Origin of the sequence: Paenibacillus sp. 1_12, assembly GCF_900114475.1 — a bacterium.
In the GTDB taxonomy this organism is placed as follows: domain Bacteria; phylum Bacillota; class Bacilli; order Paenibacillales; family NBRC-103111; genus Paenibacillus_S.
The window spans coordinates 22,245-38,745 of sequence record NZ_FOTE01000024.1; the positions used below are offsets into that span (position 1 = coordinate 22,245).

Below are 16,501 nucleotides of genomic sequence, written 5' to 3' on the forward strand. Positions count from 1 at the left end.
TCCACGAGTACTACCAGCACTTCGACAAGTACGACGAGTACGTCCACGAGTACTACCAGCACCTCAACGAGTACTACGGAAACAACGACGAGTACTACGAGCACCTCAACGACGACTTCAATCACAACTACAAGTACTACAAGTACAGCGTCTACAACAACTACGGACCGACAAGGCGTAATTAATTTGCTTCTTGCTTCTATTGCGGCTGAAGAAACAGCCTTGGCTCTAATTCTGACTGCAGAAGGCGAGAAAATTCAATCAATCATTGGGACACTGCCTGGGCAAACGCTTAACAATCCTACCTTAACTGAATTGTTGGAAATAAACGCTAGTGTCAATAAAACAATTAACAATGTTATAAAAAAAGAAATGCTTCTTCTTTTTAAGCTGTGTGATGTCATTAAGATTATTTGATTATCATTTGTGGGAGAGGCTCGTGTCTTCTCCCCTTTAGAGGAGAAGTAGTGACTCTTACGTTAATAGGTTACGTTCGTTCAGACGGTTGTGGAAAACTAAGTGGGAATCTGGCACGAATTCTGATAGGCATTGTTCGTCAAGAACAAACTTACATTCTTGAGAAAGTTGTTACTGCTGCATCCGTAACTTGAGCAAAATATGCTTAATCAATAACGAAAATTAGCTTGTTAGCAGGATTTAGGACAAAGAAAGCACCTGAGTACTGAATTTCATTCCATCTTGTAGAACAAGAACTTGATCGGACTCACCCTGATGCCAGATAATCCCTTTTAGTGTTCTCGTTTTTATAGCTTCCTTCATTCTGGCCTTGCTACCTCATATAAACCTGTTCCGGCTCCCTTTTGCCACTTCTTCATTCAGGAATGTTTAGTTCAATGAGATACCGTCTGATGCCACTACCTTTTGTTTTTTATGGGACCATATAACTACTGGTATAAGTAAAAGTGCGAGACCACCGCCAGCAAATGAGAGCGTTGTGTAACTGGAATGAGCTACAACCATGCCTGAAAGCGCTCCACCCGATGCTCCAGCTAAAGCAATTAACACATCAATCTTTCCTTGAGTTTTTGCTCGGGTCGCTGGTTCAGTCGCATCTACGATAAGAGCAGTCCCACTTATTAAGCCAAAGTTCCAGCCAAGACCCAACAATGCGAGAGCAATTATTAGAACCAACATGGAATCTGAAGGCGCCAAAGCTGCAACAATAGCAGCAGTCAGTAGAACTCCCCCAGAAGCAATCGACATAGCTGTGCGACCGATCTTGTCAATCAGTACACCTGTTATGAGGGAAGGGAAGTACATCGAGCCTACATGTATACCTATTACTAATCCTACATCACCCAAACTATATCCGTGGTGCATCATATGAATGGGTGTCATTGTCATAATTGCGATCATCACGATTTGAGTTAAAATCATAATTGTAGTGCCAACAATTAAACCCCTGTTGTTAATTTTTTGTAGATTCGTTGGCATGTCTTTTAGGGTGCTCTGACGTAATTGCACTTGGGTAATAGCTTTTGAGACAACGAGTGGGTCAGGGCGGAGGAAAATCAAAAATACCAACCCTGCAAGGATGAAAGCCACAGCTGATAATATGAAGGGTCCTGCTAGCGCCGGGACACCGAGTGACATAGCAAATCGGCCCATAACATCTACCAAATTAGGAACAGCAACAGCACCGAAAGTAGTCGAAACCATTGCAATACTTACTGCTGTTGCCCTCTGTGTAGGCTTTGCTAAATCTGTCCCTGCATAACGTGCTTGTAAGTTAGTAGCTGTGCCTGCACCGTAGATAAAGAGAGATACAAACAGAAGTACTATACTATGACTTACTGCCGCCAATACTACCCCTATTGCACCGATGCCTCCTGCCAAGAATCCCGATGCAAGCCCCAATCGGCGCCCGGAACGCTGTGAAAGACTACCAACGAGCAGCGCCGCCATAGCAGATCCAAGAGTGAATAACGCGGCAGGAACACCCGCAAAACTTTCCGTTCCCAACATATCCTGAGCAAGGAGTGCTCCGACTGTGACGCCTGCAGCAAGTCCTGCACCACCAAAAATTTGTGATATAACTACAATGAGTAAGGAACGCTTATACAACTTTCTCTGCATATCAGGGGATTCGACGTATCCTTGGATAAGACTGTCTGTTTTACTATGGGGTTCATGCGTCATCGCTTAGAACCACCTTTCTGTTTGTATATAATGACTCCTTTAAAAAGTCAGCACTTTGTCGCTCTTCATACACATTAAACTTTTGATCACGTATTCTTTCGCATTCTACGGCATCTCCAATTAGGAATAATTTTACAGAGTGCTGCCGTTTTAGCGAAGTATTGGCGAAACAACAGGCATTCCATGCTTTTTCAGGTTTGTTTTTAAAATGATACCAATTTTCATACTAAGCATCTCCTTGAAGTGGAAAATTAGAATGTTCTACATAATGTTTCCATTCATGTACACCTTCTTCCAAACGAGAGGCTTTTATGCCTTTGCTTTTCATAATTTCAACCGCTTGTGCAGACATTAGACAATATGGACCTCGGCAATATGCCACAATTTCCTTATTGACCGGTAAAGACGCTAGATGGTTCTCTAGTTCCTCAATTGGTATAGAAATAGCACCTGGGATATGGCCCATTTCATATTCATCCTCTGGTCGCACATCTAACAACAAAACTTCTCCTTTTTCCATCCGCTCCATAAGCTCATCCAAAGCTATGGGTTCCATACTCACGTGATGTTGCAAAATTTCTGACTTAAGCCGCTGAATCTCCACTAATTGCTTTTCACTAAGACGATGTAAGGACACCATAAAATCAGCGACACATAATTCAGCAATTTCATAAATCACATAGTTACCCTTTTTAGTGAATCGAACCAATCGTGATTCATGCAAAGTTTGTAAATGCTGCGATACGTTTGCAACACTCATTCCGGTAATTTTAGCAAGTTGATCCACAGATTTGGGGCCTTGAGCAAGTAAGTCAATTAGCTCCAAACGTTTAGGACTAGACAAGCACTTACCAATGCGAGCAAACTCCTGATAAAGTTGATTCTTCCATTTTCGCTCTAAGTTCACAAGAAAACACCTCAACTATTCAATTTATTTCTTGAATAGATATAGAATAAACTTACCAATGCTTAGTGTCAAGGAAGATCATTCAAATTCCCTTATGGATTTCAATGACCTACAATTTATTTACAAAAAAAAAGCCATCGAGAATTTCTCGACAGCATTGGCATCATTGACCACATCACATCTTGAAATTGACTGGCACATTTTCATTAGCACTTGCTTCCAGTCCAGATTGGTGAAGAAGGACTACGTACCGAGTATAGTTGTTCTATCTCTGAGGGGTCTGTTTTCGCAGCGCCTCTTTGCTGTCATGATGTTTAGTTCATCTTATCTAATGAATTCTTACTATTCTCGCGAACCCAGTCCTCGTCCACACGCACATACCGCAAGCCTTTACGCAAATAAGTATAGGTCACATGGAGCTTACCGTCGCGGGTTTGAATGATGGATGGATATGAATAGCCGATTTCGTTCTCCTTATATTCGTCGTCAGCTTCCTGGATATTCACGGTATAAGGCCATGTCTTCCCTTCGTCCTCTGAAATGGATAAGGTCAGCGGCGTCCGTAAGGCTTTGCGGTTTACTTGGCCATTTTTGTTTACCATACGATACTGGCCTCTTTCAAGACTGGCATCATTGTAAATCAAAGCAAGGTGACCGTTCTCCAGCTTGACGAACTGAGTAGAGGAGTTGTTGTTCGGAAGCTCGCTCGGCTGCGGCTCCATCCAGGTGCGGCCCTGGTCAGTCGAGACGCTCGTATAAATCCGATCCGCAAGTCGGCTGCGGAACATGGCTAACAAGCTGCCGTCGCTCAGCTCGACAACGTTCATTTGTACCCCTTTATCACTGGCGGGAACGGCATGATCAGTCCAAGTAAGACCTTCATCGTCGGACAATTTGACTGCGCTGTGTTCCCCGTTGTCCTTACAGTAATATACCGGAAGCACCCAGATACCCGCGCTTGTTATCACGATAGGATGCCTAAAGAATATACCTTTTTCGTCAAACCAGATTTCCGGCTCCCCCCAGGTGATTCCCCTATCCTCGGAAATGCGGCGCACCGCTCGTGAGGTTTGTTGATTATGCGGCTCGTTCGATGTATGCATCAGCCACACCTGACCGTTGGGGGCCTGGAACAAAACCGGATTTTGCTCTGATCGTTCCGGATCATGGGACAACTCGATCGGTATGCTCCACTCCGAGCCACCAAGCGGCAGCCTCGACATAACAATATTGGTGTCCGGATTTCCTTCCCCGCTGCCGGAGAACCACACGCACAGCAGGTCTCCGTTATCGAGCTCCAGCAAATTAGCAGCGTGGCTCGTTTCGTAAAGATTAGGAAGATAGGCATCCTTCCTACCAGGTGCTGTAGTCTCAATCTTGCCGTTAAAGCGTTCCATATCGGTCACCTCATCTTCTATAAGTTTGGACTCTTTATTTTTGCCCTGCCTTGGCGTATGCCGCTTTATATTCTTCCATCATTTTGTCGCCGCCGTTCTTTTTCCACTTTTCCACTTCCGCTTGCCATCCCGCTTCATCTATTTTGCCCATAATGAATTTGGTCTGAGCATCCATAATTTGAATCTCCAGTTCTTTTCCTCGTTCCGTGTAAGTAGAAGACAATAAAGTCAGTGCTGGGTTAGCCACCACATATTTTTCGTTTTCCTTGGACACCTGCTGATTTTTGACACTTAAAGGCTCATCCTTTGTAGGCTTCACATTATATCCTTCACGATACGGTAGGTTATCCCGGTATGGCTTAACTTCCTTCTGGTTCGCTTCGCGGTCCAAAGGCTCCGTATATTCCCCTTTATCTACAAAATGCCGCCCTTCGATTCCACGCATCAAAAGTGTCGCCATAGGCGGGTCCATCAGCTTATCGACAAAGGAAAGCACCTGCTTCAGTTCGGCTTCGGTTTTGATTGATGTTTTGGAAAAAGCCAGAAATCCATTATTTCCGCTTTCCCCCGGAACATGTATCCCGTTTGGCCCTTGTAATGGAGCGGCATCGACTACGGCGGTCGGCACACTTTTCACAAGCAGGTCCTGCCAGTTTTGGGCGTTCCCTCCTGAAAATTTAATCCCCGCGCGTCCGGCGTTATAGATCTTCTCTGTTTCGGTCGGGTCCAGCACCGTAAAGTCCTGATTGATCAGCTTATCCGCGTACATCCGCTTCACCATCTTCATTGCGTCCATAAATTGAGGGGTCATAAATTCGGGCGTGAAGCTGCCATTCTCGACTTTCCATTTGTTCGGTCCGCCGATGCTGACAGAAAACCGAGTGAGCATGGATTCCGCGCCTTCATTATATTTTTTATCGAAAATCATGCCGTAGGTGTCGTCTTTGCCGTTTTTGTCTGGATCTTTGGTCGTGAACGCCTTGGCGAGATTATACCAATCATCCATGGTTTTGGGAAGCGGCAGCCCGAGCGCATCCGTCCAGTCTTTACGGTAGTGAATGACAGCACGACCCAAATCGCGGAACAGCGGAATCCCGTAGACTTTGCCTTCGACAGCAATATTATCGTAATGCTGCTTATTTTGAGCCGATAAGTTTTTGTAATCTTTCAAGTACGGTCCAATCTCCCAAAAAATGCCCGATTGGATCGTACTAATAATCGTAGGCACATATTTTACCCTGACGATCTTAGGCAGTTCGCCAGCCGCCAGCATGACATTGATTTTGTCGTCATAGGCGGAGCCTGGAATCCATTGAATCATCACATTGGAATTGGTGTACTTCTCAATGGCGGTTATGATATCGTTGCCTTTGGCTGGAACCTCCCCCACCTGAGAAAGAACGATCGAAATATCGGCAGGATTGCCCGTGTTCGCACTGCTATCGGAGGCAGCGGGCTGTTTGGCAGCCTCTCCCCCGCATCCGGCTAATGCTCCAGTTAGCACGACCACTGCGCTAAATGAAGTCAATGCTTTTAGTTTATTCATCTGCGTTATCCTCCTAAATTTATTTTTACTATGATATAAGTCGAATTATTGATCAACTATAACTGTGGGTGGTTCAAGTAGTAAACCATTCTTGACAGACGTTCGCTTTCCAAAGCAAGCTGTCCATCGACATAAAGACGATATCCAACCGCAATATCTGTATTCGCGCCATCTCCCCGGTTATAAGTGATAGTCAATTCATATCCAGCTGCATAAATACGGTCCAAGCGGAAATAGGACAATCCAATATCAATGGGGTCCAGCACAAACTGGTTTTCCTCGACGTTCAGACCGGCAATATGCTTGATCGTCAGATCGATATAATACGAATGGTTGTAGTCGACTTCGTCGCTCAGCGGCTCTCCGCTTTGGCTGCTATAATGCTCCACTAAATAAGGATCTGTTACATCACGATTTCTGAAATGCAGCAGGGAATACTCGCGGAACAGAAGGCCGAAATCACTATCCCACCTATGTTCGTTCTTTTTGCTCTCCAAAGCCATGGCATCCAGCACGATACTGTTCGTGTAAGGCCATGTCGGCCCGTCCCAGACACAGCCGTTTCGTCCTTTAAAAAAATTGCCCTGCCAGCTGCCCTCCGACTGGTATACAGGGCAATCGGCGGATACGGATGGAAACGGACTCGGCGTCCTAAACTCCTTTTCATTAAGCGCATGAAGTACCCCTTCGGTATGGCCTTCATCCGTCAACTGGGCCCAGTAAGGATAAAATCCCACCACATTTTTTACCCATGCTTTATCGTCTGTCAGATGATGAAGATCATAGAAAAACTGTGTTTCCTTATCCCACATTTTGTCGAGAATATCCTGTTGAATCTGCTCTGCCTGCTTTTTCAAACCTTCCGCATCCGGATCTCCCACCATTTGACACAGTCGTGCCACGCCAACGCAGTTCAAATAATGATAAACGGAACGATCCACTCTTTTCAGAGGGGTGAACGTCGTCGGGTCTTTGCAGTTCTTTGGAAAATCATGAAAATACCAATAGCTCGGCTGATATTCCTTGCCCGTTCGGTTATGCGTATATTCGATCAGTAAGGCGTCGGTCGGACTACCTAACTTGGCAGATTCACCCCTAATTTGCTCCTTAAGAGAAGGCAGCATCTCCTTAAGCATTTCTGCATCGCGATGAACCAAATAATCCTGATAAGCTGCCCACCCCATAAAATTAGCGTAAGAATGAAGCGTACTGTTAACAAACAGGCACTTGTAAAAGCCCTCCTCATCCTGGCTCGCTTTCATGCTGCGCATCGCACCCCGGGAATAAACGGGATCCCTGTACCAGCGGGCTTCAAGCATATGCATGGGAACGGTTAGCGGGATCATTTTGCTGAATTCCCAGCCTTTTGGATCGAGTGGAGTTTTGCTCATTTTATGGGATCGACCTTCATAGAAAAGCGGATGCTGCAGATGGCCGTATTTGGGTTCGGCCAATGTATGGCGCATGATAAACCAGCGGTACAACCAAGTGTTATCGAGCAGAGGTTCGCTGCTCACAAAGGTCGGAGCATGATCGAACCAGCCTTGGTAGGTCTTCACCTGCGCGGTAAGCAGCTCTTCGCCGCTCATGGCCGGGTTGATCACTTTCTCAAGCCGCTGCTCCAGGACAGCGGGTTCTTCCGTCTCGAGCAGGCCGAGCGCCACCGCGGTAATCAGTTCAGCTGATTCACCCGGCTTCAGCGCCAGTCCTGTGAACAGCTCGGGTCGGTTGGTGCGAAGCGCAGCCTGCAGCGTGAACTCGTATCGCGGTACTTTATAGTGTCCAACCAGACCCGCATGCTGCGGCTTGCCTTGAAACAACAGCGGCTCCGCAACGAGCCGCAGCACGATGTCCTTGTCGCCTGTATTCGTCCAGGTCTGGAATGAAACGGCGCAGTCCTCCCATGTTATGTATTTCATTTCTTTGAGCCCTACTGTCCCGTTGGTATGCTGCATGGATAAATGGCTTGGAAACCAATCGATCTTAGACGGCTCATAGCTTGTTACGGCATCGCATTCAACCGTAAACAAAGAGGGAATGTTCAGTTTATGAATAAAATCAATGGCTCCGGCAAAGCCGGGCTGTGGCCAGAGAAAGTCGGCCCACAGCCGGGCCCCCGTAGGGCCAAGCAAGCATGATTTCGGCAGCGTCCGCAGGCTGCGTTTGCCGCCTCCCAGCGCTTGATCGATTTCTGTTTGCGCTATTGGGCTACTCATGATTTGCCTCATCAGGTCAAGCCTCCCTTATAAGTTGCAGATTCGCCATGCGATGATATGCAGATCAAAGCTTCAAGATCGTGCCCGCAATATGACGGACCCCGCCGCCATTCATTTGAATCGGATCATCCTTGCTGTTGAAGTAGTAGGTGGCCAAAACCTCACCTTTACGAACTTCCGTGGCTCGAGGATAACCGAGATCCCGGCATCCGCCATCATCCCGCAGCACCAACTCGGGTCCCCACGTACGGCCACCGTCCTCACTGATTTTGGCGCGGATGCCATAGGCTGGTATACGATAGCCGTAGACAGCGAATATGCGGCCATCCTCCAGCAGCGTCAGATGCACGGTGTCGCCATGCTCATTGATCCGTGAGCGCAGCTGCCACGTAAGCCCACCATCTTCGGAAGCGTATACTTCGCCCCAAGCCGCTTCCATCGAGGATTTGCAACGAACGCCAACGACAATCGTGCCGTCCTTCAGTATGACCGGGGAAGGACAAATAACGCGATACTCCTGGCTATCCGGCATGTAAGACAGCAATGTCCAATGGGCGCCACCATCGTACGAGCCGTATACGACTGGCCGATCATAATTGTTATGCAGAGGCTTAGCTGTCAAGAAAAGCAGAATCACCCCATCAGGACGAACCACGTAAGAGGATCTTCCCTGGAATCGTGGAATGTTGCAGAAAGGCAGCAGTACGGCAGGGCCCCAGCTTCGTCCGGCATCGTTCGATAGCTTTACCCAAGCCTTGGCATCGGGAGCGCCGGAGTTCGGCGTCGTCCAGCAGCAGAGCAGCGTATTGGGGTCGGTAAAATCATAGGATTCGATATGGGGTACCGTACCGAACTGCAGTTCTTCATTAACCTGCAAGTTATCGGCCACAGTTTCCGCGGCCCCCCAGGTGCGGCCTCCGTCGATCGAGCGGACTGCGGCAATCCTTCCAAAAAACTCTATACGACGATGCGTCAAATGCTTGGGATTCGTATAATCACAAGGCATATTCATAAATCCGACAAGGATATTGTTATCTGAGATTTTCCACATTCCCGCATTAAATGGCCAGGAGCTGAACTCGTTATCATTTTTATACAGTACGACATGTTCCATATCCTTGGGTGTTACTTGACTTTGTCTGCTCATGGGTCTCTCTCCTTATTTTGTGCATATTGACTTACCGAATTCTTAAACAAGCAGTTTACGGTATATATGTTGGATATCTTCAAGCCCCAAAGGCTTCGGATTATTGTTCAACAAACGCGTTACCTTGGAGGCAGCAACTGCCAGCGATTCGATATCTTTCTCTTCGACCCCATAAGTCCCCAAATTCTGAGGGATTTGCAGATTACGCGTCCACGTGGTGATTCGGTTTATAACAGCTTCCCCCGCACGTGCCGTACCGGCTTCAGGAAGCTGCATTGCCACCGCCACATTGGACAGCCGGTCAGAAATGGCATCGAAATTGTATTCCATCACATGCGCAAGCAGCATTGAATTTGCGACCCCATGGGAAATATGGTATTTCCCGCCCAGCGGATAGGCCAAAGCGTGCACGGCCGCAGTTCCCGAGCTGGATAGCGCCATCCCGCCGTACATGGAGCCCAGGAGCATTCGCTCTCTAGCTTCAATGACCCCGCCGTTATGATAGACCTCTTCCAAGCTACCGGAAATAAGCCGGATAGCTTCCAAAGCAAACATGTCGCTGATTGGATTCGCTTTGTTGGATATGTAGGATTCCAGTGCATGGGTGTACGCATCCATCCCGGTCGCTGCCGTGATCGCCGGTGGCAAGCTCAAGGTCAGGATAGGGTCCAGAATAACAAGTTGTGGAACTAAATACGGACTAACTACCGCCAGCTTCAGCTCCTCATCGGGCAGTGTAACAATCGCGTTGGGCGTTACCTCCGAGCCTGTACCCGAGGTTGTCGGGATCAGAAGCGTTGGGATGCCAGGCTTAGCCACCAGTCCTGTTCCAAGCATATCCCTGATGCTGGCTTTATTCGTTGCCATCACCGCCAGCAGCTTCACGGCATCCAGTACGCTGCCCCCGCCGATACCTATCATCACATCAAAGGTATCTCCAGCGATAAGCTTATGCAGCTCAGTCAGTTGGGACTCAGTCGGCTCGGGCTGAATCTCGGTGATGACTCGACAGCGGATGCCTACTCTTTGTAGCTCCCCGGATAGACGATCCAGAAACCCCGACCTTTGAATCGAAGGCTGTGACACGATAAGCGCGAAACGTACAGGCCCCAGAACGGAACGAAGATGCTCCGTCGTATTCTCTGCTTCATAACGGCCCATGATGATATGTTCAGCCGTCTTAAATTGAAACGATGTCATGTTGTTGATCCAATCCTTCCCTATTGCTGAATGTAAATTCCCTGTCGTTCCCCAACTTATCTATCCTTTCAATGAGCCAAGGAGCATTCCTTTGGTAAAATATTTTTGTGCAAACGGATAGACGAACAAAATCGGAAAGATAGCCAAAAAAATCGTCGCCGCTTCAATATTGTTAGGCAAAATCTGGTGGCCGTTAACCGTTAAATTTTCGAAGGAGGTACCTCCATCCGGCTTGATAATCAATCTGTACAAAATCAATTGAATGGGATGGAGCGTGCGGTCCTGCAAATAAATTAGCGGTACCATAAAAGCGTTCCATATGTGGACTGCATAGAAAACACCGATAGTCGCCAGCACCGGCGTAGACAGTGGAAAGAAAACTCGTGACAGCATCTGAAGCTCGTTAGCCCCGTCGATAAAGGCCGATTCCTCCAATTCGGCAGGAATGGCATCCAGAAATGAACGGGTAATAATTAATAAAAATGTGCTGATGGCCCCAGGCAAAATCATAATCCAACGCGAGTTAACCAAGCCAAGCGCGTTATTGAAAAAATAATTCGGAATCAAACCCGCCTCGAAAATCCAAGTAAACAAAAAAAGCAGCATAATAAAATAGCGACCCTTCATCCTTTTGCGCGATAACGCATACGCGGTAACAAACGTCAGCAGTACCGCCACCAGCGTTCCTGATACCGTATAAAAGATCGAATTGAACAGCCCCAGCGAAATCCCCAACCGGGAGTTGCCGAGAACATACTTATAGGTCTCTATATTGAATCCGACTGGCCAAAAATAAACTTTACCTGTAATGACCGCCAATCCGTCGCTTACCGATACCGACAATATGTTTAGGAAGGGATACACGCAAACGATAGCCAACAAAATCAGCAAAGTGTTATTCGCTGCTTCAAACATGTCAATTTTTTGTTTCCGCATGTTGTACCCCTCCTAAAACAATCTGGATTCGGAATATTTTTTAGAAATTCTATTCGCGCTAACAACGAGCAGCATCGCCACTATCGATTGAAAAAGTCCAACTGCCGCTCCGAAGCTATAATTCGGAAAGCCCTGCGATGCGAACGCTTGACGGTATACGAAGCTTTGAATTACATCAGCTGTTTCATACACGCTCGGATTGTACATCAGCAGCACCTTGTCTAGATCGACCGACAAGAAGGAGCCGATATTGAGAATAAACATGGTTACGATGATATTGGACAACGACGGAAGCGTGATATACAACATTTTTTTCCACCTGCTGGCCCCATCTATCTCTGCCGCTTCGTATTGATGGGGATCAATGCCTGCTATAGCCGCCAAATAAATTATGGAGCCGTAGCCGAAGGAATGCCATACGTTCAAGCTAACATACAAGCTGCGAAACCACCCCGGCTCAGCCATAAAAAACACAGACTCTAACCCGATCCAATCCAGCAAGCGGTTCACCAAGCCGGTTTGCGGAGACAAGAACGTATACACAATACTGATCGTAACCGCTGAGGAAATAAAATAAGGAAAGAAGCTGAGCGACTGCGTGAACCGTTTGACCAACACGCTGCGCACTTCGTTTAAAAACAAAGCGAAAATAATAGGTACGGGAAACCCGAAAACCAGGTTGTAGATGGCAAGCAGCAATGTGTTTTTCAGCAGCACCAAAAAATAGCGATCCTGGACAAAGAGCTTAAAATTTTCAAATCCAACCCATGAGCTTCCCATAATTCCCTGAAACGTATTGTAGTCCTGGAATGCAATAACCAGCCCAAACAGCGGTGCCAGCTTGAAAATAAGCAGATGCAGCAAGCCTGGCAGCAGCAGCAGATAAAGTAATTTAGTATTCCACAGCTGCCTTAGCTGGCGTTGGCGAGCTGTATAAACAACGGTTTGGGATTGTTTGATTTCCATAGAATTTTCCCCTGTTTATTTTGATTTCGGAGTGATTTATCTTGATTAGAATGTTTCCATAGCCAAATGAGCCTGCTATTTTTTCATCATAGCGTCATAGGCTTTTTGATCAATTTCTACAACTTTTGAATAGCCAAGGGCATCCATTTCTTTCAGGAACGCATCCCATTCGGTGATCGGCCGTTTTCCGGTTACAAACTTAACCAGATTGGCTTTTAACGCTTCATTCACTTTGGCAACCAGATTGCTTCTTTCCTTCAATTCGTCAGTGGAGTACTTAATGATCGGGAAGGTTTCGGCATATTTACTGAAGTATTCGTTGGCATAGGATCTAGTGAGGCTGTGATTAAATTCGTAAAATGCTTCATTATTTACTGGAATCGGGAACGTCAGGCGATCCTGGAAGAAAGTCCATGCCGGAGTGCCAAGCGGTTTGGTCGATTCTTCGTCGAACTTGATCGTAAATTCGTTTTTTCCGTTCGAATTTTTCTTGAATGTCGTCCCTTCGACACCCCATCCTACCAGCGTCTGTCCTTTGTCGGAGTACAGGTAATCAAGGAATTTGATAATGGCTGGGGCCTTATCGGCAGACTTGGCATTAATGACGAAGGCACGATCTACACGATACTCAGGAACGGTAGGGAATTTCGACTGCTTTCCAGCCTCGTTGAGAAACGCTGGCATCACTTTCATCGAGAAGTTCGTATCTGTTTTGGTCCCGCCATTGATCAAAAACCAAGATGGACGGGTATAAAAATCGTGGCCAACCGCTACATTGCCATTGAGCACCTTCGTTTGCCATGCTTCCTCCGTTGACAAACCGCTCACCCATTCCGGGTCAATTAGCTTGTCATTGTATAGACCGATATACCACTCTATCAATTTCCTAAACCCGGCTGCCTTAATATCGTAGCTCTGCCCGCTATTGTAAATACCGTGAATTTTGCCTTGAGCATCGATCAAATCGTTTGCACTGAAGGCGGATTGAAATTTCACGAAGTCTTCTCGGCCGCCAAAGGGATAAAAATTTTTATTGTCTTTATAGGTGTCTTTCAGCTTGCGAAGAACCTCGGTAAATTCTTGGATCGTTTTCGGTTCGGTGGTAATCCCCGCTTTTTTGAACATATCATCACGATAAAAGGTAGCATTCGAAATTTTGGGATACTGGGGTATGAGAGAGTAGACTTTCCCATTGCTGCTTGTCAACAGCTTTACAAAATCAGGGTGGGCATCCATATACTTTTTGATGTTGGGACCGTACTGGTTGATCACCGGAAGCAGGTCTACAAATGCGCCTTTGGAGCCGTATACCTCGGCTTGGCTGAGCTGTACAATACCTGCATCGGAGAAATCGCCGGAGCCGACCTTGAGGTCGATATTTTTATAATAAGGGTCCCCATCACCTCCATTGACAAAATCAATCGTGGCCCCCGTTTCCTTCAACAGCACTGGAATCCAGTTCATATCCTTCATCCAATTCACAAATTTCCCTGGAAGCGTGTAAGTAAACTTAGCCTGTGCCACTTGATCTGCTGCTGTTTGATCAACAGCTTTGCTTTCTCCCGGCTTATTCTCCGCCGAGCTGCATGCGGTAGCACTGAGCATAGCTCCAGCTATGGCTACATACATCATTTTTCTTGAACCGCTTTTCCAATTCGTATTTGAACGCATTTGTTTATCCTCCTCAGTTTTCTTATAGGAACCAACCTGTCTCAGGAAGCGTTTTCATTTACTTTCCGAAAAATGTTCTTATGAGGTTCCTTTAACCCATGCTTCTGTAAATACCACATGCTTTATGCCTTCACGTCCACCGTAAGCGAATGAAGCGTGCAGCAACCCCTCCTTGGTCTCTGTAATCCATGGATACTCGTACCGTCGATTCAATGGTTCGTTCAGTTCCCCAGTGAATCCATCTCCCATCTCTATGATTCGGCGGTAGGGCCATGTCTTGCCGTCATCCTCGGAAAGTGCAACCGTCACAGGATATCTGACTTTAGGCCAGACAGTGAGTTGGGGATCATCAGAAGCGCTTGCATGATTATATATAACAGCTAACCGTTTGCTTTGAAGACGAATAGCTCGAATAGATGCATTATTATTCGGTAATACCGTGCGTTCCGGCTCAGTCCATGTGCAGCCAAAATCAGAAGAGCGGCTTATGTAAATCCGATCGGCCGACCGACTTCGGAATATGGCCAACATGTCGGCCCCTTTCCCGGAGATCAGCGATGCGTGAACACGGCCTCTGCTGTTAGGGATCGGAATTTCCTGCCAAGTCTCTCCTTGATCCATAGAGCGCTGAATGACACTGTAATCACTGCCATATTCGGTTTTACCGTCTTCCCTGCTGTACCACATAGGAAACAGCCAGCTTCCATCTTCAGCAATATGAATGGGTGCCCTGCAAAATGAACCCGAAGTTTCAAACATCGTTCGCGCCGGCCCCCAGGTCCAGCCTCCATCAAACGATTCACGGCAGCGGATGACAGCCGTTTCCTGACGGGTGAACGTCCTGTCCGGGTACAGCTGCTTAAACTCATCGCGGCTCATTGCAACAGCTTCCTGAGCGGTGTACATGAGAAGCAGCCGACCATCTGGCGCCAAAAACAGCACCGGATTTTGCTCCGATTTGGTATCATCATCGGATACTTTTACCGGCTCGCTCCATTGAATATCCCCTGCCTTCAACCGAGACATGACGATTTCTATGTCGCTTCGGCCTTCCTCCGTATGCCCGGCAAACCATACCGCAAGCAGATCCCCATTACCAAGCTCCGTCATACTGGGCGCATGATTGACACGGTATGCAGTAGGAATATATGCTTCAGCCCCGCCATTATATCGGGGACGAAGCGTACCGTCTTTGTCCACCCCTTGATTCACGAGCTCCCCTCTCAATGTCACACGTTTTCCTCCTCATATGTAGGGTAAGTTAAAAAACCTTGCTTTTGATAGTTTTCCATTAAATGAGTAAGCTCAATTCGCTTCTCTGCGCTTAACCGATTAACCGGCAAACGGCAAGGTCCTGCGGGTAATCCCGCCCAATTCATAGCTTCTTTTAAAACCGAAGGCAGTGTACCCCACTGAAATGCACTGCGAATTTGGCGAAGTCCTCGCTGCATGGCTTCTGCTTCCTCCGTCTTGCCTTGTTTCCACAGATTATAGATCTCTACAACCAACTCAGGAAATAGATTAGCCGTAGCTGCAATTGCACCTTTTCCACCCGACATAAGCGTCGATAAAATCAAAGAGTCCGTTCCTGCTAACACGGAGAAAGTGTCGTCAGTCTCCATTAAATAGTTCAGAATAGTATCGAAGCTGCCGCTGCTATCCTTGATACCCACAATGTTTGGAATCCGTGCCAGCTCGCCAACCGTCTTTGGATGCAGCGCATTGCCCGTTCGCGCCGGAATGTTATACAAAAGAATAGGAAGTGACGTTTCATTAGCTAAGGCACGGTAATAATCAGCCAGTTCCTTTTGACTGAAGGTAAGAAAATAAGGCGTAATAACAGACAGAGCATCGACCCCAATGCTTTCCATCTCTCGTGCAAGGCGAATCGTTTCCGCTGTGCTTATACAGCCTGTGCCAGCATAAACAGGAATTTGTCCCCTGGTCTCCTCAACGATAATCTCGACGATTCTCCGCTTTTCCTCAAAGCTCAAACTGAAAAACTCTCCATTAGTGCCTAAGCAAAATAACCCATGAACACCCGCTTTAATCAAGCGCTGAACAAGTGCTCGCAAGGCTTCTTCATTAATTTCCTGATGATCGTTAAACGGCGTAATCATTGCCGGTATAATGCCTTCCGCTTTAAACATCGAACTGCCCCTTTCCATTTATATACGTACAAAATGACGTTTTATGTTATATGTTGTATACATGTTATTGCAAAAAAAGGTAATCATTTTATATAAAATGAACTATTTATCTACCTATCATCTTATATGGGTTAAGCCTTTGCGCAGTCGGAATATGGTTCCAATCGCTGTTGCCCCGGATTTAGTGATGTGTTTAGCGGTAGGA

General features: G+C 46.8%; 14 protein-coding genes and 1 pseudogene. 2 read left to right on the plus strand and 13 right to left on the minus strand.

Features of this window, described 5'->3' with window-relative positions; all coding sequences use genetic code 11:
- A pseudogene (locus BM210_RS35100) lies at positions 1–185 on the plus strand (hypothetical protein); the annotation flags it as partial.
- 1 nt (position 186) lies between these two features.
- Positions 187–417, plus strand: coding sequence for an alpha-helical endospore appendage domain-containing protein (locus BM210_RS29680; RefSeq protein ID WP_256224141.1), 231 nt, complete (start codon positions 187–189; stop codon positions 415–417).
- Positions 418–657: 240 nt separating this feature from the next.
- Here the strand turns inward: BM210_RS29680 and BM210_RS36340 are convergent, their stop codons facing one another.
- The 13 genes from BM210_RS36340 to dapA form a co-directional block, all read right to left on the minus strand.
- Positions 658–780 carry a hypothetical protein gene (locus BM210_RS36340; RefSeq protein WP_177238079.1) on the minus strand — a complete coding sequence of 41 codons (123 nt, stop codon included), beginning with the start codon at positions 778–780 and terminating at the stop codon, positions 658–660.
- Between the two features lie 66 nt (positions 781–846).
- Positions 847–2,160 carry an MFS transporter gene (locus BM210_RS29685; protein ID WP_091176148.1) on the minus strand — a complete coding sequence of 438 codons (1,314 nt, stop codon included), beginning with the start codon at positions 2,158–2,160 and terminating at the stop codon, positions 847–849.
- Positions 2,161–2,386: 226 nt separating this feature from the next.
- Positions 2,387–3,067: an ArsR/SmtB family transcription factor gene (locus tag BM210_RS29690; protein ID WP_091176150.1), complete on the minus strand. Its 681-nt coding sequence runs from the start codon at positions 3,065–3,067 to the stop codon at positions 2,387–2,389.
- A 314-nt stretch (positions 3,068–3,381) separates the two neighbouring features.
- Positions 3,382–4,464 (minus strand): sialidase family protein, encoded by a 1,083-nt coding sequence (locus BM210_RS29695; protein ID WP_091176152.1) that lies wholly within the window; start codon positions 4,462–4,464, stop codon positions 3,382–3,384.
- 34 nt (positions 4,465–4,498) lie between these two features.
- Positions 4,499–6,010, minus strand: coding sequence for an extracellular solute-binding protein (locus BM210_RS29700; protein WP_091176153.1), 1,512 nt, complete (start codon positions 6,008–6,010; stop codon positions 4,499–4,501).
- Positions 6,011–6,066: 56 nt separating this feature from the next.
- Positions 6,067–8,238, minus strand: a complete 2,172-nt coding sequence (locus BM210_RS29705; RefSeq protein ID WP_177238080.1) for an MGH1-like glycoside hydrolase domain-containing protein — start codon at positions 8,236–8,238, stop codon at positions 6,067–6,069.
- A 52-nt stretch (positions 8,239–8,290) separates the two neighbouring features.
- Positions 8,291–9,373 (minus strand): sialidase family protein, encoded by a 1,083-nt coding sequence (locus tag BM210_RS29710; RefSeq protein ID WP_218184991.1) that lies wholly within the window; start codon positions 9,371–9,373, stop codon positions 8,291–8,293.
- 42 nt (positions 9,374–9,415) lie between these two features.
- The gene (locus BM210_RS29715; protein WP_091176155.1) at positions 9,416–10,573 is read right to left on the minus strand and encodes an iron-containing alcohol dehydrogenase; all 1,158 of its coding nucleotides are present in this window, start codon (positions 10,571–10,573) and stop codon (positions 9,416–9,418) included.
- A gap of 60 nt (positions 10,574–10,633) precedes the next feature.
- Entirely contained in the window at positions 10,634–11,509 is an 876-nt protein-coding gene (locus BM210_RS29720; RefSeq protein WP_091176157.1) for a carbohydrate ABC transporter permease, read from the minus strand.
- Positions 11,510–11,521: 12 nt separating this feature from the next.
- Positions 11,522–12,475 (minus strand): ABC transporter permease, encoded by a 954-nt coding sequence (locus BM210_RS29725; protein ID WP_091176159.1) that lies wholly within the window; start codon positions 12,473–12,475, stop codon positions 11,522–11,524.
- 75 nt (positions 12,476–12,550) lie between these two features.
- The gene (locus BM210_RS29730; protein ID WP_091176160.1) at positions 12,551–14,146 is read right to left on the minus strand and encodes a type 2 periplasmic-binding domain-containing protein; all 1,596 of its coding nucleotides are present in this window, start codon (positions 14,144–14,146) and stop codon (positions 12,551–12,553) included.
- Positions 14,147–14,224: 78 nt separating this feature from the next.
- Positions 14,225–15,379, minus strand: a complete 1,155-nt coding sequence (locus BM210_RS29735; protein ID WP_091176161.1) for a sialidase family protein — start codon at positions 15,377–15,379, stop codon at positions 14,225–14,227.
- Positions 15,376–16,296, minus strand: a complete 921-nt coding sequence (dapA, locus tag BM210_RS29740; RefSeq protein ID WP_091176163.1) for a 4-hydroxy-tetrahydrodipicolinate synthase — start codon at positions 16,294–16,296, stop codon at positions 15,376–15,378. The genes BM210_RS29735 and dapA overlap by 4 nt, the downstream gene beginning before the upstream one ends.
- Positions 16,297–16,501 lie beyond the last annotated feature (205 nt).